Annotated in this window: 20 protein-coding genes; 8 read left to right on the top strand and 12 right to left on the bottom strand. The window is 68.5% G+C overall.

Annotation, left to right across the window (positions count from 1 at the left end; translation table 11 throughout):
* Positions 1–226: 226 nt before the first annotated feature.
* Complete coding sequence (locus VHC04_RS13875; protein ID WP_325682195.1) at positions 227–1,111, bottom strand: 2-dehydro-3-deoxygalactonokinase; 885 nt, start codon at positions 1,109–1,111, stop codon at positions 227–229.
* A gap of 157 nt (positions 1,112–1,268) precedes the next feature.
* Between VHC04_RS13875 and pgeF the strand changes: the two genes are divergently transcribed.
* Both pgeF and VHC04_RS13865 read left to right on the top strand, forming a co-directional pair.
* Positions 1,269–2,030, top strand: coding sequence for a peptidoglycan editing factor PgeF (gene pgeF, locus VHC04_RS13870; protein ID WP_325682191.1), 762 nt, complete (start codon positions 1,269–1,271; stop codon positions 2,028–2,030).
* A gap of 86 nt (positions 2,031–2,116) precedes the next feature.
* A complete protein-coding gene (locus VHC04_RS13865) occupies positions 2,117–3,181 on the top strand; it encodes a hypothetical protein (protein ID WP_325682189.1) in 1,065 nt (354 codons plus the stop codon).
* A gap of 133 nt (positions 3,182–3,314) precedes the next feature.
* Here the strand turns inward: VHC04_RS13865 and VHC04_RS13860 are convergent, their stop codons facing one another.
* From VHC04_RS13860 to rfaD, 5 genes are all read right to left on the bottom strand, one after another.
* The gene (locus VHC04_RS13860) at positions 3,315–3,668 is read right to left on the bottom strand and encodes a response regulator (RefSeq protein WP_325682187.1); all 354 of its coding nucleotides are present in this window, start codon (positions 3,666–3,668) and stop codon (positions 3,315–3,317) included.
* Positions 3,669–3,762: 94 nt separating this feature from the next.
* Complete coding sequence (locus VHC04_RS13855; protein WP_325682185.1) at positions 3,763–4,662, bottom strand: NAD(P)-dependent oxidoreductase; 900 nt, start codon at positions 4,660–4,662, stop codon at positions 3,763–3,765.
* 509 nt (positions 4,663–5,171) lie between these two features.
* A complete protein-coding gene (locus VHC04_RS13850) occupies positions 5,172–6,191 on the bottom strand; it encodes a class I SAM-dependent methyltransferase (protein WP_325682183.1) in 1,020 nt (339 codons plus the stop codon).
* A complete protein-coding gene (gene lgt, locus VHC04_RS13845; RefSeq protein ID WP_325682181.1) occupies positions 6,188–7,003 on the bottom strand; it encodes a prolipoprotein diacylglyceryl transferase in 816 nt (271 codons plus the stop codon). Before lgt ends, VHC04_RS13850 begins: the two co-directional genes overlap by 4 nt.
* Positions 7,000–7,980, bottom strand: coding sequence for an ADP-glyceromanno-heptose 6-epimerase (rfaD, locus tag VHC04_RS13840; RefSeq protein WP_325682179.1), 981 nt, complete (start codon positions 7,978–7,980; stop codon positions 7,000–7,002). The genes lgt and rfaD overlap by 4 nt, the downstream gene beginning before the upstream one ends.
* 87 nt (positions 7,981–8,067) lie before the next feature.
* On the opposite strand from rfaD, the gene VHC04_RS13835 reads away from it, so the two are divergent.
* From VHC04_RS13835 to VHC04_RS13815, 5 genes are all read left to right on the top strand, one after another.
* Positions 8,068–8,382, top strand: coding sequence for an accessory factor UbiK family protein (locus VHC04_RS13835; protein WP_325682177.1), 315 nt, complete (start codon positions 8,068–8,070; stop codon positions 8,380–8,382).
* Between the two features lie 230 nt (positions 8,383–8,612).
* Entirely contained in the window at positions 8,613–9,116 is a 504-nt protein-coding gene (locus VHC04_RS13830; protein ID WP_325682175.1) for a YbjN domain-containing protein, read from the top strand.
* Positions 9,117–9,344: 228 nt separating this feature from the next.
* On the top strand, positions 9,345–10,172 hold the full coding sequence (proC, locus tag VHC04_RS13825) for a pyrroline-5-carboxylate reductase (protein ID WP_325682173.1): 828 nt from the start codon (positions 9,345–9,347) through the stop codon (positions 10,170–10,172).
* Between the two features lie 30 nt (positions 10,173–10,202).
* A complete protein-coding gene (locus tag VHC04_RS13820) occupies positions 10,203–10,907 on the top strand; it encodes a TetR family transcriptional regulator (protein ID WP_325682171.1) in 705 nt (234 codons plus the stop codon).
* Positions 10,908–11,035: 128 nt separating this feature from the next.
* The gene (locus VHC04_RS13815) at positions 11,036–12,337 is read left to right on the top strand and encodes a (Fe-S)-binding protein (protein WP_325682169.1); all 1,302 of its coding nucleotides are present in this window, start codon (positions 11,036–11,038) and stop codon (positions 12,335–12,337) included.
* 173 nt (positions 12,338–12,510) lie between these two features.
* On the opposite strand, the gene VHC04_RS13810 is transcribed toward VHC04_RS13815, so the two are convergent.
* The 6 genes from VHC04_RS13810 to VHC04_RS13785 all read right to left on the bottom strand — a co-directional run bounded on the left by VHC04_RS13810 (position 12,511) and on the right by VHC04_RS13785 (position 18,198).
* Entirely contained in the window at positions 12,511–13,902 is a 1,392-nt protein-coding gene (locus VHC04_RS13810; protein ID WP_325682167.1) for an amidase, read from the bottom strand.
* Positions 13,902–14,078 (bottom strand): hypothetical protein, encoded by a 177-nt coding sequence (locus tag VHC04_RS13805; RefSeq protein WP_325682165.1) that lies wholly within the window; start codon positions 14,076–14,078, stop codon positions 13,902–13,904. The genes VHC04_RS13810 and VHC04_RS13805 overlap by 1 nt, the downstream gene beginning before the upstream one ends.
* Positions 14,079–14,257: 179 nt before the next feature.
* Entirely contained in the window at positions 14,258–15,250 is a 993-nt protein-coding gene (locus VHC04_RS13800) for an ABC transporter ATP-binding protein (protein WP_325682163.1), read from the bottom strand.
* A complete protein-coding gene (locus tag VHC04_RS13795) occupies positions 15,243–16,316 on the bottom strand; it encodes an ABC transporter ATP-binding protein (protein WP_325682161.1) in 1,074 nt (357 codons plus the stop codon). The genes VHC04_RS13800 and VHC04_RS13795 overlap by 8 nt, the downstream gene beginning before the upstream one ends.
* A complete protein-coding gene (locus tag VHC04_RS13790; RefSeq protein WP_325682159.1) occupies positions 16,313–17,263 on the bottom strand; it encodes an ABC transporter permease in 951 nt (316 codons plus the stop codon). Before VHC04_RS13790 ends, VHC04_RS13795 begins: the two co-directional genes overlap by 4 nt.
* Positions 17,260–18,198 carry an ABC transporter permease gene (locus tag VHC04_RS13785; RefSeq protein WP_325682157.1) on the bottom strand — a complete coding sequence of 313 codons (939 nt, stop codon included), beginning with the start codon at positions 18,196–18,198 and terminating at the stop codon, positions 17,260–17,262. Before VHC04_RS13785 ends, VHC04_RS13790 begins: the two co-directional genes overlap by 4 nt.
* Before the next feature lie 319 nt (positions 18,199–18,517).
* On the opposite strand from VHC04_RS13785, the gene VHC04_RS13780 reads away from it, so the two are divergent.
* Positions 18,518–19,222, top strand: coding sequence for an isochorismatase family cysteine hydrolase (locus VHC04_RS13780; protein ID WP_325682155.1), 705 nt, complete (start codon positions 18,518–18,520; stop codon positions 19,220–19,222).
* Positions 19,223–19,237 lie beyond the last annotated feature (15 nt).

Genomic DNA, 19,237 nt, shown 5'->3' with positions numbered 1-19,237 from the left:
GCGCCTTCCCGCCATGGGTGACGCAGCGCCCGCCATGGCGGGAGGCAACGGCCCAGCGCCACGGCCGGGTATCAACCCGGCCGCCATGCGGCGAAGCCGTATACGCATCGCTGCGCAAACCGTCCATGCGCGCTGCGCGGGATGAAACCTCGGGCGGGAAAACGGCTACAAGGGTCGGCACGGGAACGGCAACCGGCTCCGCCAGGAGGCTGTCAGGTCCAGGCTGTCAGGTCCAGGCGGTGTGCGCGCCGATCAGCGCCAGCCCGCGGATGACCGCCTCACCGTCATGTCGCTCCGCGTACCCGCCGCACGCCGCGATCGCCCGCGCATAGATGGCCGTCTGGTCCGGTGGGCCGATCACTTGCACGACGGTCTCCGGCTCCATGGCCAGTGCCGCCCGCACCTCGTGCCCGACCAGGATACCGAACAGATAGGCCGGCGCCTCGGCTTCGGTCAGCCGCTCCGCCAGGTTCTGGGCGCGCACGCCGAACACGTGATGCAGCAATCCCCCCGGCTGGCCGGAGCGGACGACGCCAGCGTCGAACGACGGCGAGTCCAGCGGACCGTCGCGCATGGTGCGTACCAGGACGGTATAGCCGCGCAGCGCGGCGTAGGCATCGCCGGTCATGTGCGTGGTGAAGCTGGCGATGCGGCCGCCCTGCACCCGCACCCAGCGCGCATGCGGGCCGGGCAGGCAGGCCAGGCCGCCGTCGCGCAGCAGGGCCGGGATGCCCAGCACCTGGGTCTCCTCCCCGCGCATCAGCTCCGCGACGCCGGAGACGTCGCTGCCCGCGACACCGGGCACCAGCTTCACGGTCGCCCAGTCGAACCCGATATCCACGAGGCCCGCCGCCAACTCCCGCGGACCGGCCGGGCAGGGAATGTGGGGCGCGAGCTTCCAGCCTTGCCGCCCGCCGACCGGGCCGCACAGCAGGACCTGCGATTCACCGGCGGCCAGCCAGGGTCCGATCTCCTCCCGCAACGTATCCCCGAACCGGCCATCCGGCACATTCAGGATGCCGCGCTGAGAGCTTCGCCGGTCGCGGACCGATCCATCCTTCATGATACGGAAGGCTCGGAAGCTGCTTATGCCCCATTCGACGCCGATCATGCGGGTTGTCCCCCTCTGCCGGTACTCTATCACAGGCGCGCTGCACCGCCGCAGACTTATCGCATCGGCCTTATCGCATCGCCGGGCGGTGGTCCGATTGACCGGGAGGGCATGACCCGGACAGATCAGCATCTCACGCCAGGGAGCCGATTCGCCGATGACCGATGCCGTGACCCATGATGTGCTGGGCGTGCCGCATGGCTTCTTCACCCGCCGTGGCGGCGTGTCCACCGGGGCCTTCGCCAGCCTGAACTGCAGCCTGTCCAGCCCGGACGATCCGGACGCGGTGCGGCGCAACAGGGCGCTCGTGGCGCGCGCCATGGGAGTCGAGCCGAACCGCCTGGTCGGGTTGACGCAGGTACACGGGACGGCGGTCGTCACCGTGTCGGAGCCCTGGCCGGAAGGCGCGGGCTCGAAAGCGGATGCGATGGTGACGGATCGGCCGGGGATCGCCTTGGGCATCATCACCGCGGACTGCGCGCCGGTGCTGTTTGCCGATGCCGAGAGCAACATCGTGGGCGCCGCGCATGCCGGCTGGCGCGGCGCCGTCGGCGGCGTGCTGGAGGCGACCGTCGCCGCCATGGTCGCGCTGGGCGCGCGGACCGGAGCGATCGCGGCGGTGGTCGGGCCGTGCATCGCCCAGCCATCCTATGAGGTCGCGGCCGATCTGCGGGATGCCGTGCTGACGCGTTCGGCGGCGGATGCGGTGTTCTTCGCGCCGGGGCGGCGGCCGGAACGCTGGCAGTTCGACCTGCCGGGCTATTGCGCCGCCCGTCTGCGCGCCGCCGGCGTCGGCCGCGTCGCGGTGACCGGCCATGACACCCTGGCGCAGGAGGATCGGTTCTTCAGTCACCGCCGCCGTACCCTGGCCAAGGCCGGGCCCATCGGTCACCAGATCTCGGTGATCCGGACGGCATGAGGCGAGGCTGGCTTCGGCCGTGTCCTGCCTGGCCGGCCGATCCCCTCTATCGATCCGCCGCTCTATCTGCTTGAAGGCGCACGATGATGGCGACTCGCATCCGACTCCGGTTCGCGGCCTGTCTGGCGATGACGGCGTGCCTGGCCCTGTCCGCCTGCGGCGATCTGCCGGAACCGTTCATCGGCAATCCAGGCGCCACCGCGCGGCGCCTCGCACAGCCGCCGACCGCCACCCTGGCCGTGCCGCCGGGCAGCGACACCCTGCTGCCGGACGCCGCCAGCCAGCAACTGGCGCAGCAGGTGGCCGTGGCGCTGCAGGGGTCGGAGGTGCCGGCGATCGTGCGCGAGCCGAAGAAGGGGGATTGGCGGGTCATCATCTCCGCCCAGGACAAGGGGAATCAGATCCTCCCCGTGTTCACCATCCTGGACGCCGACGGCAAGGAGAAGGGGAGCGCGGTCGGAGAGCCGGTGCCGGTGGCGCAATGGGCGCATCCGGACGCGGCCCTGTTCAGGAACGTTGCCGCCGAAGCGGCGCCGCGCATCGGGGCGGTCCTGACCAGCATCCGCATCACGCATGACATGGCGGACCCGAACAGCCTGTACAACCGGCCGGCGCGGGTGCTGATCAAGGATGTGACCGGCGCGCCGGGCGACGGGAACGTGTCGCTGACCCGGCAGATGCGCACCAGGCTGGCGGCGCTGGGACCGGTCGTGCTCAACACGGCCACCGGGGCGGATTTCATCGTCCAGGGGACCGTCAACGTGGTGCCGATCCCGAACCGGCAGCAGCGGGTGGAAATCATCTGGAGCGTCACGGTCCCCGACGGCGATGAGCGCGGCAAGGTCGTCCAGTTGAACAATATTCCGGCCGGGACGCTCGACCATTATTGGGGTGACGTGGCGGGCGTGGTCGCCTCGGAGGCGTCGGGCGGCGTCTACAACGTCATCCGCCGCCAGTCGGGCCACGATCCGAACAAGGAGGACGGCGGCGCCGCGAAACCCGCTGACAAGCCGGCCGCCGTTGGACCGGCTGCTGTTGGACCGGCCGCCGTTGGACCGGCAGCAGCACCGGTGACCGCTGGGCCGGCTTCCGGTGCACCGGCAACCGGCCCGGCGGCGGTGTCCAGCGCCGGGAAGCCGCAGGCGCGCTGAGGCCGGCCCGCTCCGGCCGCTCGGCCTGACATCAAGCGTGAGGTCGAGCGGCCTCGATGCCACGTCTTCCGTGTTCGCGGCCCGCGCCGTCATGGCGGCGGGCTGGCGACAGGCGGACGCCGCGTCGGTGGCGCTACCGCAGGCCCAGCACCTGTTCGACGATCTCCAGCAATCCGTCGAGTGTGAACGGCTTGAGCATGAAGGGACGCGGCGTGCCGCCCACCTGCTCGATGCGCTGGTGGTCACCGGACATCAGCACGACCGGGATGCCCAGCTCATCCGCTGCGGGCAGCAAGGCCGGATCCAGCCCGCCGGGCAGGGTGCAGTCCAGCAGCACAAGCCGTGTCGCGCGGTCCTTCAGCACCTGCATGGCCTCGGCCGCGGTCACCACCACGGTGGTGGCGAACCGGTCTTCCAAGGCGGCCGAGATGACCTCGGACACCAGGGGGTCGTCCTCGACCACGAGGATATGAAGCTGGTCTTGCATATGGGTATTACCGAACCTTCCGTGCCCGATCGCCACGGGTGGTGACAAGTCCCTTTCGCGACGTTGGCGGACCAGGCGCCCGCGCGGTCCTGGCTCAGGCCTTGGCTTCGGCGCGAACCTGCTCCTGCAACGCTGCTTCATACACCCGCATGACGGACGCGGAGTCATCGCCACCCAGGCCCATGCCGCGGGCCATGCGCATCAGGCTCATGACCTGGGGCGCGATCAGGCCGGGCACGCCCAGCTCATCCGCCATCTCCAATGCCAGTCGCATATCCTTGTGTGCCAGATCCAGCGCGAAAGTCGGGGCAAAGTTCCCCGCCAGCACCTTCGTCGCCAGGTTGGCATAGCCGGCCGACATGCCGCTGGCATTGCGGATCACCGCGTCCAGCTTCCTCAGGTCGATGCCGGAGCGCTTGCCGATCATCAGTGCCTCGGCCGCGGCGGCGGCGTTGCAGAAGGCCAGCATGTTGTTGATCAGCTTGGCTGTCGAGCCCATGCCGATCTCGCCCACATGCACCACGTCGCCGCTGAAGGATTTCAGCAGCGGCAATTGCTGCTCGAACACCTTGGCATCGCCGCCGACCATGATGACGATCGTCCCGTCGGCGGCGCGCACGGTACCGCCGGAGACAGGTGCCTCCAGCATCTGAATCCCCTTCGCCTGCATGCCTTCGTGCACGCGTCGCGCCGTGGCGGGCGAATTCGTCGACAGATCGATGAACGTCGTGCCGGGCTTGGCGGAGGCGGCGATGCCATTGGGGCCGAGTGTCACCTCCTCGACGACCTTGGGGATCGGCAGCGACGTGATGACGACATCGCAGCGGGATGCCACATCGGCGACCGAGGTGCCGGCGCTGGCCCCCAGCTCGGTGCATGCCTTCACCGCGTCGGGGCTGAGATCGAACACCACGACCTCATGGTTCGTGTTGCGGATGATGTTCCGGCACATCGGGCCGCCCATGTTGCCGACGCCGATAAATCCGACCTTCATGTCCGTTTCCCCTACCTCTTTCCCTGGGCTTCTGGATTGCCCGGCATCGGCGCGACTCGCGGCGCGACCCCGTTGTCTCGCCGGCATGGGCCGGCTTGCCGCCAGTGTGGCGCAAGCCGGCATCCGCGCAAGGGGAGCGATGGAGCAGGGGAGCGATGGAGCGATCAGGCGAAGGCGTGGGCTTCCCCGCGCAGGGTCACGTTCATGGTCGACGCCTGCAGCCGCGCCGCCGGCGCCCGTGGCAACGCCGGTCGGCAACAGGTGGTCGTCGGTCGGGTGGCCGCCGTATCGAGGGCCGGCCCGGGTGCGCATGCCGACGCGCCCGCGATGAATTGCCGCGGCACCGCCGGGCCGGGGCCGGAGGACCGGGCGGGGATCTGGGCGAGGATTCCGGGCGGGGACGGTGTACCGTTGGCCGATCATGATCCGCCCTGCACACAGGCGGACACGGCAGCCAGCGCGGACGGCAGGGCCGGCCGCGGGCGGCGAAAAACGGCGTCAGGGGCGGGTCAGTCCTCCGCCAGCCCGGGCAATGCCGGACAGTGCGGTGCCGTCAGGGCCATGACCTTGAACAGCGTGCCCATCTGGGCGGCATCGATCAGCCGTGCCAGGCCGCCGCGCAGGGTCTCGGCCTGGTGCGGCGGGGCGCTCGCCGCCAGCCGCTCGGTGCGTTCCCGCGCGCCGAGTTGCAGCAGAAAACGCCGCTGCGTCACCGGACCTTGCACCGCCGCTCCGGCAGCGGCCGCAGCTCGGGCCAGGTCGGCGAAATCGACATGCGCCGTCAGGTCCGCGCTGCCCGCGGCGGATAGCGGATTGACCATCCGCCCGTCCGCGATGGCCTGCAGCGTGTCCCCCGGCGCCTCTGTCCGCGCCCCGGCATCCGCGCCATAGTCGATGAACAGCGCCACGCCGCCGAACGTGCGCAGCCTGGCGGCGGCAACGGCGGCGAAGGCCCTGGCGGGTTCGTTGATCTCGACGATCCGGCCTTCGGCGACAGAGCGCAGCGGCGGCAAGGCCGGCGGGACGACCGGTTCCTCGACCCATGCACCGTTGCCGACATAGCGTTCCGCCCAGCCGGTCCCGCGGCGCACGAACTGGCGGATCGGCAGGGCGTCCAGGAACTCGTTCGCCAGCAGGATCATCGGCCCGTCCGGCAACTCGGACAGCGCCTGGTGCCATGTCACTTGCTTCGGCGCGGCCTGTTGCAGCCGCGCGGCCTGGGCCGCGCGCAGGCGCGGGGATGTCTCGATCAGATGCACCTGCGCCGCGGCGGCGAAATCGGGCTGCGCTCGCGCGACCGCCCGCAGCGCATCCGCCATCAGCGTGCCACGCCCGGGTCCGGCCTCGACCAGCAGCACCGGATCGGGACGGCCGACGCGGTCCCAGGCGATCGCGGCCCACAGGCCCAGCAATTCGCCGAAGACCTGACTGACCTCGGGGGCGGTGGTGAAGTCGGCGAACGGATCGTGGCTGGCATAGTAGATGGCGTTCGCCCGCGCCATGAACTGGTCCAGGCGTTCGGCGATCATGTGCTGGGCCGGGGTGCCGCCGGCCTGGCGCGGAGGATCAGCCAGATGCCGGCGATCAGCATGGGGATGCACAACAGCTGGCCCATCGTGGTGCCGAAGGCCAGGAAACCCAGGAAGGCATCCGGTTCACGGAACATCTCCCCGGTGATGCGGGCGACGGCATAGCCGCACAGGAATATGCCGGTCAGCATGCCGAACCGGGCCCGGACCGCGTCACGGCGCGAGAACACCACCATTACCGTGAGCAGCAGCAGGCCTTCCAGCAATGCCTGGTAGATCTGGCTGGGGTGGCGGGGGACCATGCCGCCGCGAGGAAAGATCATCGCCCATGGCAGCCAGTCCGGTGCCGGCCTGCCCCATAGCTCGCCGTTGATGAAATTGGCGATCCGCCCCAGCCCCAGCCCGATCGGCGCGACGATGCCGACCCGGTCGGCGAAGCCCAGGAAGGAGATCGCGTTGCGGTAGCAGAAAACGGCGGTCGCGATGGCCACGCCCAGCATGCCGCCATGGAAACTCATGCCGCCTTCCCAGACCGCAAAAATCTGCAGCGGATGCGCGAGATAGACCGACGGCTGGTAGAACAGCACATAGCCGAACCGCCCGCCCAGCACGACGCCCAGCACCGCCCAGGTCAGGAAATCGTCAACCTGTTCGGGAGTCGCGACCGCCGGTCTCCATTGCACGAGCCGGCGCAGCAGCCGCCAGCCGATCAACAGGCCGGCGATATAGGCGAGCGCATACCACCGGATGGCGAGCGGCCCGACCTGGATAACGACAGGATCGAACTGCGGAAACAGCAGGACTGGAATCATAGGAAGTGGTCGGCGGCGGCCAGATGGTCCTGTACGTAGCGGCGGATGCCTTCCTCCAACGGCGTGAACTGCCCCGCATAGCCGGCGGCGCGCAGCCGCTCCATCGGAGCCTGGGTGAAGGATTGGTACTGGCCCTGCAAGGACTTCGGCATGTCGATGAACTCGACATTGCGCGGCTTGCCGGCGGCGTCGCAGACGGCATGCGCCAGGTCCAGATAGGTGCGCGCCCGACCGGTGCCCAGGTTGAACAAGCCGCTGACGGCGGGCGTGTCCAACAGCCACAGCATCACGTCGACCACGTCGCCGACCCAGATGAAGTCGCGCGCCTGCGCCCCGTCGGCCAGGCCCGGCTGGTCGGACTTGAACAGCTTGGCCGCTCCCCCGCCCGCGACCTCGTCGTATTTCACCTTCACGACCGAGATCATCCGGCCCTTGTGGTACTCGTTCGGGCCGTAGACGTTGAAGAACTTCAATCCCGCCCATTGCGGCGGCTGCTCCCGCTGCCTGATCAGGCGCCTGGTCACCAGCAGGTCGAAGGCATGCTTGGTCCAGCCATACAGGTTCAGCGGCCGCAGCCGCTCCAGCGCTTCCGGTGAGGGATCATCGTCGAATCCCTGCGTGCCGTCGCCGTAGGTCGCGGCCGAGGAAGCATAGACCATCCGCACCTTCCGCGCGCCGCACCATTCCCAGATGCGGCGGCTGAGTTCCACATTCGTCGCCCAGGTGTGATCGCCGTCCACGGCGGTGGTCTCGCTGACCGCGCCGAGGTGAAACACCATCTCCAGCGGCGGATGGGACTCCAGGAATGCGTCCAGTTCCGCTGGCGGGACGACTCGGACAGGCGGGTGCTTGGCCAGGTTGCGCCACTTGCCTTCGCTGCCCAGATGGTCAGCCACGACGGTCTCCAGCCCGCGCTTCGCCAGCCCGGCCTGCAGAATCGAGCCGATGAAGCCGGCTCCGCCAGTTATCAGGATCATGGACGCGCTATATACGGGGCGGGACCCGGGGGCGAAAGCCGGTTCGGCCCCGAGCTGCCGCCGCCCGGCAGGAGGAGTGTGTGAGCAATGAGTGACCGTCCGCGGTTTTTCAGCGACTTCGCCGGCGTGGCCGGCGGGGCGATCTCGGCGCTGGCCGGCATGCGCGAGGAAGTCGAGGCGATGGCCAAGGCGCGGCTGGACGACCTGATCCTGCGCCTGGACCTGGTCCGACGAGAGGAGCTGGACGCGGTCAAGGACCTGGCGGCGAATGCCCGCGCCGGCCAGGAAACGGCCGAGGCCGCGGTGACCGCCCTGACCGTCCGTCTCGCCGCCCTCGAGTCGCGCGTCGCCGCCCTTGAAGCCGCCGCGCGCGAGGAACCGGCGCCCGACGAGGCGGACTGACGGGGATCCGGTACGCCGCCGCCGGCTCGTGATGCCGGCGTCCCTGTCGCGATCACGGTCCGGACAGGCAAAATGTCACGCACAGCCCGCGGGAGTTGCCCCTTGCAGGGTATGCCGACACATGAATAGGCTCGTTTTTGTGGCCAGCCATGGGCGAATCGACGTTTCGCTGTCACCTCGACCCACGGCCGGCGGCCACGCTCGGCCTTCCTTGTGACGGGAGACCCCGCATGTCGGCATCGCTTTCAACGTCCCACGACGTAGCCGCCAATCCCTTGGACATCATGGAGCAGATCATCGCCGCGAACGAATGGGAGTTCGACCGCCGCAGTGAATCCGAAATGGCGGCGGAGGCACCGGGCAACTGGTGCGATTACGGCTTGTATTTCAACTGGTCCCACGAGATCAGCGTGATGCACTTCACCTGCGCCTTCGACATGAAGGTGCCGGAAAAGCAACGGGCCGCGCTGTATGAACTGCTCGCCCTGGCCAACGAGAAGCTGTGGCTCGGCCATTTCGGCCTGGAAACCGATGACGGCATGCCGGTCTACCGCCACGCGGTGCTGCTGCGCGGCGCCCCGGGTGCTTCCACGGAGAGCCTGGAGGACATGGTCGACATCGCCCTGACCGAATGCGAGCGGTTCTTCCCGGCCTTTCAGTTCGTCCTGTGGGGCGGCAAGACGCCGCAACAGGCCCTGGCGGCGGCAATGCTGGACTGCCAAGGGGAAGCATGACCGGGGGGAAGCATAACGGAAGGAGCACAGCGGGTTCGGCAGGAAGCGGGGGCGAAAGCCCCTTCTTTTTGTCCGGCGGGTCCTGGCTTCACGGCCTTCCCGCCGGACGTTCTTCCCGCCGGACGGTCTCCCCGCCGGACGGTCTCCCCGCCGGGCGCCGGCGCCGATGGCTTGACGGCGGCCCGCGCGGCATGGTCCGAGCATCCGGCCAAAGACGGGAGGAACGGCATGTCAGGCACATCATCATCACTGGGCGCCATTCCGCCCATCCTGCTGGTCGGCTGCGGCCGGATGGGCGGCGCGATGCTGTCCGGCTGGCGGGAGCAGGGATTGGCGCCGTCCTATGCCGTCGACCCTTCGCCGGCCGCCGCGTCCTTTGCCGGACCGGACATGACGGTGGTGGCCGACATGGCGCGGGTGCCCGCCGGCTTTGCCCCCGCCGCGGTCGTGCTGGCGGTGAAGCCGCAGAACGCCGCCGCGACCCTGCCCGCCTATCAGCGCTTCGCCGTCGGGTCCGTATTCCTGTCCATCATGGCCGGCCGCACCATCGACGGCATGGCCGCGCTGCTGGGAACGCGCGCACCCATCGTGCGGGCGATGCCCAACACGCCGGCGGCGGTGCGCCAGGGCGTCACCGTGGCCTGTCCCAGCGCAACCGTGACCCGGCCGCAGCGTGACTTGTGCGATCGCCTGCTGCAGGCGATCGGTGCCGTCGCCTGGGTGGATCAGGAAGGGTTGCTGGATCCGGTGACCGCCGTATCCGGCTCCGGTCCCGCCTATGTCTTCCTGCTGGCCGAATTGATGGAGAAGGCCGCGATCGAACAAGGCATCCCCGCCGAGCTGGCGCGGCTGCTGGCACGGCGGACCGTCTCCGGATCCGGTGCGCTGCTCGCCGCCAGCCCCGAGGACGCGTCGGCCTTGCGCGTGGCCGTCACCAGTCCCGGCGGCACCACCGCGGCGGCGTTGTCGGTGATGATGGCGCCGGAGGCCTGGCCGCGCACCGTGTCCGAGGCGATTGCCGCGGCAACGCGGCGGTCACGCGAACTTGCCGGTTGAGCGGGCGCGCCGAGCGCCTATGTTGCCGGCATGAGCGATGCCGACTTCGATTCCGCCCTGATTGCCGCCGCCTTCCGTCTGGCGGCACGGGATGGTTGGACCCGCGTATCGGTGGTTGCCGCCTGCCGGGAAGCGGGCTTGCCGCTGACCGAGGCACGCACGCGGTTTCCGACCCGCGGCCATATCCTGGTGCGCTTCGGGCAGATGGCGGATCAGTTCGCGCTGACCGACGCGCCGGACGAAGGCCCGGTGCGAGACCGGCTGTTCGACCTGCTGATGCGGCGTTTCGATGCGCTGAACGCGCAGCGTGACGGCATCAAGGCGCTGATGCGGGCCCTGCCGCTCGATCCGCCGACCGCACTGCTGCTGAACTGCGCCACCCGCACCTCGATGCGCTGGCTGCTGCAGGCGGCGGGCGTACCGGCAGCCGGCTTGCGGGGCGACCTGTTGGTCAAGGGGCTGGTGGCCGTCTGGCTATGGGGTCTGCGGACCTGGGAACGGGATGACACCGAGGACCTGACCCAGACGATGGCCGCCGTGGACCAGGCATTGGGCCGCGCGGAATGGTTCGCGAGATTGCTGACCGGCGGCGGCCGGGACACCGGAGCGGAGGAGACGGCCGCGTCGGAAGCGGAGGACGCGGGTGAGGGCGAGGAACCCGACGCCGTTGACGGCGACGGCGCGGATGACGCGGCCGAGGAGTCCGACGCGCCGTACGAACCGGACCCGGAATAGACTGACCTGATCCCGGCTCGGAGCCCGCTTCGCCGGGCACTGGACCGTACGGCGTCTTACCGCCGCAGCATCGCGTCCCTTCCCTTTGCCGCGTGCAGGGCGCACACTCCGCGCAGGAGGACTGCCGCATGGATGCCGTCAGCCTGGAAGCTGCCTTGCAGGGCAGAGCCGCGGATATTCTCAATCAGTGTGTTGCCTGCGGCGCCTGTGCCGAGGCCTGCCCGATGCCCGCGCCGGGCGGGATCGGCGCTGTCGAGCCCGCTGCGCTGACCGCGGGTGTGCTGACCTTGCTGCGGGGCGGCATGGATGAGGCGGCCGCGCGCTGGGCGAGTATCTGCTCCGGCAGCGGACACTGCATCCCCGTCTGCCGCCACGGCGTGAATCCCCGGCTGATGCTGGCCCTGGCACGGCTGTCCCGGCAGGGCGGTCTGACCCCTTCCGCGCGGCGCAAGGCCGGGTTCGACCGGTTCGGCGCCATGACCAAGGGCGTGCGGGTGCTGTCGCGCCTGCAACTGCCCCCCGAGACGCTGGCACGGTTCCGGCCGGACGATGAGGAACCGGATTCCACGGCGCCCGAGGTGGTGTTCTATACCGGCTGCAACGTGATGAAGACGCCGCATATCGTGTTGCTGGCGCTGGACATCCTGGAAGCGATGGGTGTCGGCTACCGCGTGATCGGCGGCCCCTCGGCCTGCTGCGGCGTGCTGCAATTCGGGGCAGGGGATGTCTCCACCTCCGGTCGGGTGGCGAGCCGGACCATCGATCGCCTGGCCAGCGCGGCGCCCCGAGCGCTGTCCTGGTGTCCGACCTGCCAGATTCAGTTGACCGAGATCGTGGCGCCCGCCGCCGGGCTGGACCTGGCGATGACGCCGTTCGTGCGCTTTCTGGCGGAGCGTCTGGATGATCTGCGGCCGCTGCTGCGCCACCGCGTGGAAAAGCGGGTGGGATTGCATGAGCATCCCGGTAACGCCGGCGTGCCGGAAGCGGCACAGGCCATCCTGCGGGCCATTCCGGGCCTGGATTTCGTCGATCTTCGGCAGCCGCCGATTGGTTATATGTGCAACAAGCTGTCTCCGCTGCCCGCCTTCAAGCAGGACGTCCACCGCCAGCAATTGGAAGATGCCGCCATGGCGGGTGTGGATACGCTTGCCGGCATCTATCATGCCTGTCACCGGGAGCTCTGTGCGCATGAGCGGGACTGGCCCTTCGCCGTGGTGAACTTCCTCGAGCTGGTGGGGGAGAGCATGGGGCTGCATCGGCCTGATCTGTTCAAGCGCATGAAGGTCATGCAGGACGTCGACACGATCCTGCAGGACGCCGCGCCGATGCTGGAACGCAACGCGCTGGACCTGGAGGAAACGCGGGATGTGATCCTGCGCGATCTGCTGGGCGAGCAGCCGCTGCCGCTGGGCCGCGACGCCCCGCCATAGGTCTGCGCCCATTGGTCTGCGCCCGTTGGTCTGCGCCTTGTCGGCAAAGACGGGGATGGCGGGCCTGCGCCCGCCATGACGGGGGTAACAGTGCGGCGGTTGGCATCACCCTCGCCTGGGCATCAGACGACGAAGGCGATGCCGCCCGGGCTCAGGCAAGGCTTGGGCAAGGCTCAGGCGGCGAGAGCCGGCCGCTTCGACCGCCAGTCATGCGCCGTCTCATAGGCGTGGCCGGCCTGGAAGACGGTGGCTTCCTGGAACGGCTTGCCGATGATCTGGATGCTGACCGGCAGCCCCCCCTCGCCATATCCACTGCACACGCTCATCGCCGGCAGGCCGGTGATGTTGAACGGCATGGTGAAGTTCGGCTTCTGCAGCATCAGCCATTTCGGCACCTCGGTGATCTTCGCCGCCTCACCGGGCGCCGCCGCGGTGACCAGCAGGTCCAGATCCGCCATCGCCGCCTTCATCTCCAGGCACAATTCCCGCCGCCGCCGTGTTGCCTGGACATAGTCCGAGGCCGACAGCGTCGCCGCCAGTGCCAGCCGGTCACGCAGCAATTCGCCATAGTCGTTGAAGCGCGTCTTGAACCAGGGTTCGTGGATCGTATACGCCTCGGCCGTCAGGATCACCCAGCCCGCGGCGTTGTAGTCCATCATCGAGGACAGTTGCACGTCGCGAACCTCGGCGCCGGACGCGCGGAAGAAGTCCAGCGCGCCTTCGATCCCCTTGAGCGTGGCGGGGCTGGCGGGATTGTCCTCTTCATGGAAGTGCCGGATCACGCCGATACGCAGGCCCTTCACGCCCTTGCCGATGCCGGCGGAGAAGTCGGCGACCGGGCGGTTGGCGCTGGCGGGGTCCAGCGGGTCGTGGCCGGCCATCGCCTGCAGCAGCAGCGCGCAGTCCTCCACCGTCCAGGTCATCGGACCGGTATGGTCCAGCGTGTTGGAGAGCGGCAGCACGCCGCGGCGGCTGCACAGGCCATAGGTGGGCTTGATGCCGGCCAGGCCGCACAAGGCGGACGGGCCGCGGATCGAGCCGCCGGTGTCGGAACCGGTGCCGCCCAGCACCAGGCCGGCGGCGACGGCGGCACCGGTGCCGGAGGAGGAACCGGCGGTGAAATGGTCCGGGTTCCAGGGGTTGCGCGCAGGCGGCCACGGCAGGTCGAAGGACGGGCCGCCAATGGCGAATTCATGCGTCGCCAGCTTGCCCATCATGACGGTGCCGGCATCCGCCCATTTCCTCACCACGACGGAATCCTCCGCGGGCACATTGTTCTCCAGCAGCCTGGAATGGGCCGTCGTGCGGATACCGGCGGTGTTGTAGATGTCCTTGTGGCCGATCGGGATGCCGTCCAGCCTGCCCTTCAGGCTGCCGGACATCATGCGCGCCTCGGCGGCCCTGGCGTCGGCCATGGCGCGCTCCTCGGTCACCAGCAGGAAACTGTGCAGCGTGCCGTCCAGCCTGCCGATACGGTCCAGGCAGGCCTTGGTCAGCTCGACCGGCGAGAGCTTCCTGGCTGCGATCTGTCCGGCCGCCTCGGCGATGGTGGGGAATCCGCTCATCATTGCACCTCGGAATTGAACGTCACGGACATTTCCGCCTCACGCGGCATGGCGGGATGGGTCTTGGCGAGCATCGCCTGCAGCAGCGGATAGACGGAGAACAGCTCCGCCTTCTGGGCCTCGTTCAGCGGCAGGCCCGCCTTGTCGAACAGGGCGTCGAACTCTTGTCTTGTCATGATTGGCGACCTCCTTCCCACGGGCGCCGGGACGGCGCCGTTTCACTCAAATCACCAGCCGCGGTGCTTGTCGAACAAGCGCGCGGCCGAACAAGGGTGCGACCGAACAAGGGTGCGACCGACCAAGGGCGCGCCAAGGGCGCGACTGAACGGGGCGGGGGCGCCAAGCCCCCGGCCGCTCACGCCGGCACCAGCGCCTGCACGCGCAGACACCGTGCCATCGCGCCGCTTTCGGTGGCGACGGCCGGAATCTCCTCCCGGCGGCAGGCTTCGACCGCATGGCGGCAGCGCGGCGCGAAGGCGCAGCCCGGCGGGAGGCAGGCCAGGTTGGGGGGGCTGCCGGGGATCGTCTCCAGCCGGTGGCCGCGCACCCCGCCATGCACCGTGGAGGCCAGCAGCCCCCTGGTGTACGGGTGCATCGGATGCTTCATCACCTCCCGCGTTGTGCCGGTTTCCACCAAACGGCCGGCATACATCACCGCGACCCGGTCCGAGATCTCCGCGGCGGCACCGACATCATGGGTGACGAAGACGATCGCCATGCCCAGCTCCTGCTGCAACTGCCGCAGCAAGAGCAGAATCTGGATCTGCACCGTCACGTCCAGCGCCGTGGTCGGCTCATCCGCCAGCAACACCGAGGGCGAGCAGGCCAGCGCCAGCGCGATCATCGCCCGCTGGCGCATGCCGCCGGACATTTCATGGGGAAAATTCTTCAGCCGGCGGGCGGCGGAGGGGATCTTCACCTGCTCCAGCCGGTCCAGCGCCCGCTTCCAGGCGGCATCGCGGCTGCAGCCCTCATGCTGCACGATGGTTTCGGCGATCTGCTCGCCGATCGTATAGACCGGATCCAGCGCCGCCATCGGTTCCTGGAAGATCATGGAGATCGCGCCGCCGCGCATCCTTGCCAGCTCGGCCTCACTGCGGCTGAGCATCTCCTGCCCGTTCAGCCAGATCTTGCCGGAGAGCTTCGCGTATGCCGGCAGCAGGCCCATCATCGCTTTCAGGCTGACGCTCTTGCCTGATCCCGACTCGCCCAGGATGGTCAGCGTCTCGCCGGCATTCAGCGCGAAATTCACGCCGTTGACCGCCGCCACGTCGGTATCGCGGCGGACGAAGCGGACCGTCAGGTCCTCGACCCGCAAGACCGGCCCCATCATTGTACCGTCAGGCATGTCCCACCTCGATCGTGTGACGCATCGGCGCCTGCGCCTCGGGGATATGGCAGGCGACGATATGGCTGGGCGGTGCATCGCCGGCCAGCGGGGCGCCGAGCATCGGCACCTGTTCGGCGCAGCGCGGCTGGGCAAAGGCGCAGCGGGTGCGGAAGCGGCATCCCGAGGGCGGATTGATCGGGTTCGGCGGATCGCCGGTCAGCGGCATCTCGGTCGTGCGGCGATCCGGATCCAAGGTCGGCTTGGAGGCGAACAGGGCGCGTGTATAGGGATGTCGCGGATGGCGGTAGATCGACGCCACCGGCCCGGATTCCACCACCCGGCCCAGATACATCACCATGACACGGTCGCTCATGTATTCGACGACGTTCAGGTCGTGGCTGATGAACAGGTAGGTGAGGTTCAGGCTCTGCTTCAGCTCCTCCAGCAGGTTCAGCACCTGGGCTTCCACCGACTTGTCCAGCGCGGCCACCGCCTCATCCAGGATCACCAGCCGGGGCTCCAGCGCCAATGCCCGGGCAATGTTCACGCGCTGACGCTGCCCGCCCGACATTTCGTGCGGGTATCGCCGGGCGAACTGGCGCGGGTTGAGTCCGACGCGGCCGAGCAGCCGCTCCGCCCGGTCATATGCCTCCCGCCGGCCGAGGCCGTGCATGCGCGGCGCGTAGGCGATGCTCTCCACCATCGTCATGCGCGGGTTCAGCGACGTATAGCTGTCCTGGAACACCATCTGCATCTGCCGGCGCATCTCGCTGACCGGGATGCCGCGGCGCGCGCCCACCGGATCGCCGTCGAAGACCACCTCGCCGGCATCCGGCTCCATCAGGCGCATCAGCAGCCGTGCTGTGGTGGACTTGCCGCAGCCGGATTCGCCGACGATGCCCAGCGTCTCGCCCTTCTGGACCGAGAACGATACGTCATCGACGGCCTGCACGGTCGCCACCTGGCGATTCAGGATGCCGCCGCGCACGGGGAAATGTTTCCGCAGGGAATCGACCAGCAGCAGCGGCTGCGCCGGGCCGCCGCGGTCGCGCGGATCGAGATCGGTCTGCAATGCGGCATTCATTTGTTCAGCCTTACATCCATGGCGCTGCGGAAGCCGTCGCTCATGAGGTTGAAGGACATCGAGGTGAGGAAGATCATCAGGCCGGGCAGAGCGGCCACGTAGGGCTGCACATAGATCGCCTGCCGCAATGAGTTCAGCATCAGCCCCCATTCCGGCGTCGGCGGTGTCACGCCAAGGCCCAGGAAGGACAGGCCGGCGGACAGGATGATCGACACGCTGATCAGGCTGGTGGCGTAGACCAGGATCGGCCCCAGCACGTTCGCCAGGACGTGGTGGCGGATGATCTGCAATGTGGTGGTGCCGGAGGCTCTGGCCGCCTCCACGAAGTCCAGGTGGCGCGCCTGGCTGGTCACGGTCTCGGCGACGCGCACCATCGGCGGGATGAACACCACGGCCAGCGCGATGATGGAATTCACCAGCCCGTTGCCCAGCAGGCCGCAGATGGCGATCGCCAGCAGGATGGAGGGGAAGGCATAGAACACGTCCATCGTGCGCATGATCAGCGTGCCCAGGTAGCCGCCGGCATAGCCGGCCAGGATGCCGAGGAAGCCGCCGATCACCAGCGAGATGGTCACCGGCAGGATCGCCGCCAGCAGCGACATGCGTCCGCCATAGCACAGACGGGTCCACAGATCGCGGCCGGTTTCATCGGTGCCCAGCCAGTGGCCGGGCGTGCCGATCGGCTTCAGCCGCGCCATGATGCTGCCGGCATAGGGATCATGGCCGGTGACCAGCGGCGCGCCCAGGGTGATGAACAGGATGCCCAGGATGATCAGGGTCACCACGATGGTCACCTTGTCGCGCAGCAGGCGCTGGCCGACCGATTTCCAGTAGCCGGGCGCGGCACCGCCGGCCGGCATCTCCGGCACCGTGACGGTGATCTGGGTCTCCAGCTGGGACGGCGCGTGCCCGTCCTGCCCGTGCAGGCCTTGAGCGATTGCGGTCATCGGCGGATCCTCGGGTCGATGGCGGCCTGGGCGATGTCCACCAGCAGGTTCAGGATGACGAAGAAGGTGGCCAGGACCAGGATGGTCGCCTGCAGCACCGGGATGTCGCGCCGGAAGATCGCGAGGTTCAGCAGGTTGCCGGAGCCCGGCCAGTTGAACACGGTCTCGACCAGGATCGATCCGCCGAGCAGATAGCCGAACTGCAATCCCATCAGCGCCAGCACCGGCGGGGCCGCGTTCTTGCAGATGTGGCGGATCACCGGCCAGCGGGTCAGTCCCTTGGCCGATAGCGCGCCCACGAAGTCCTGACCCAGGATATCCAGCACGGTGGCACGGACCAGGCGGCCGATGACCCCCATCGGGATCAGCGACAGGGTGACGACCGGCAGGACCAGGTAGTCCAGGCGGTGCCAGATCGCCACCGAGTCGTCGCCCATGCCCTGCGCCGGCAGCCAGTCGTGCAGCACGGAGAAGAACATCACCAGGACGATGGCGCACCAGTAGTGCGGCAGCGACACGCCCACGGTCGCGATGGCCGAGAACAGCTTGTCCGGCCACCGTCCGTGGTTCAGCGCCGATAGCAGGCCGAATGCGACGCCCAGGATGAAGCCAAGCAGCGCCGCCAGGATGGCCAGGATGAAGGTGTTGCCCAGCGCGGTGATCAACTGGCCCCAGACCGGGGTGGCGTTGAACACGGACAGGCCGAAATCACCGCGCAGCGCGCGCGACAGCCACAGCAGGTATTGCATATAGAGCGGCTTGTCGAAGCCGAACGCGGCTTTCATTTGCGCGATGACCTCGGGCGAGGCCTCGGGCGGCATCAGCATGTCGATCGGATCGCCGGGAACGATGTGAACCAGGCCGAACACCACGAGGGACACGCCAAGGAGGATGGGGATCGCCTGCAGCAGGCGTCGTACGACAAACAGAAGCATGCGTTCGGGATTCTCCGAATGCCGAGGGACCGGAAGGGTGCGTGGCACCCATGCGCTGCAATGCAACATCGCGGCCAACCGCCCCGGCCAACCGCCCCGGCCAACCAGCGGACGTACCGCACTGGGTCGACGCAGCACGCCGTCGTGCCGGTATTCTGCCTCCATCGTCGGCGGGTTTGCGTCTGGCCTGGGGAAACGGCCAATGTGGTGGCAGCGTTCCTCAAAAATGGCACTTTTATGAGCTATTGAGTAAATATACGCCTGATTGTACAGTCGCCTTGTTGGTATTGAACATTTTAAAGGCAACGGGAGTGCCTCGATGCATCTGTCTTCTATCAATCCGCACGTGATCGCCCGCGTGACCGAACGGCGCGGCGGCCTGCGCGTCTTCGACACCATCGACCCGACCCGGACAGCCCATGTCGTGGTCGACCTGCAGAACGGCTTCATGGCGCCCGGCGCGATCTGCGAGATCGCCACGGCGCGGGAGATCGTGCCCAACGTCAACCGGATCAGCGCCGCGCTGCGCGCCACCGGCGGCCTTGTGACCTACATTCAGAACACGCTGGACGCCGAGGCCATCCGCACCTGGACCACCTATCTCGATCATTTCTGCTCCCCCGCCCGGCGGGCCGCGATGATCGAGGCGTTCACACCCGGCGCCGACATGCACAAGCTGTGGCCCGCGTTGGAGGTGCTGCCGCAGGACCTGATCGTTCGCAAATCGCGCTTCGGTGCCTTTGCGCCCGGATCATCCGACCTGCACGCTATTCTGTCAGGGCGCGGTGTCGATACGCTCATCATCACAGGGACCGCGACGCAGGTATGCTGCGAATCGACCGCCCGTGATGCGATGATGCTGAACTACAAGGTGTTCTTCGTCGCGGATGGCAACGCCACGTTCAACGACCAGGAACACAACGCCACCCTGTCGGCGATGGCGCACACATTCTGCGACGTGATCGCCACCGACGCGATGGTTGCCATGCTGGAGGCCGCACCGGCGACGAAGCTGGTGGCATAGGCCTTGCAGCGCATC

Source organism: Rhodopila sp., assembly GCF_035548095.1.
GTDB lineage: Bacteria > Pseudomonadota > Alphaproteobacteria > Acetobacterales > Acetobacteraceae > Rhodopila.
This window is presented reverse-complemented; position numbering and strand designations above follow the sequence as displayed.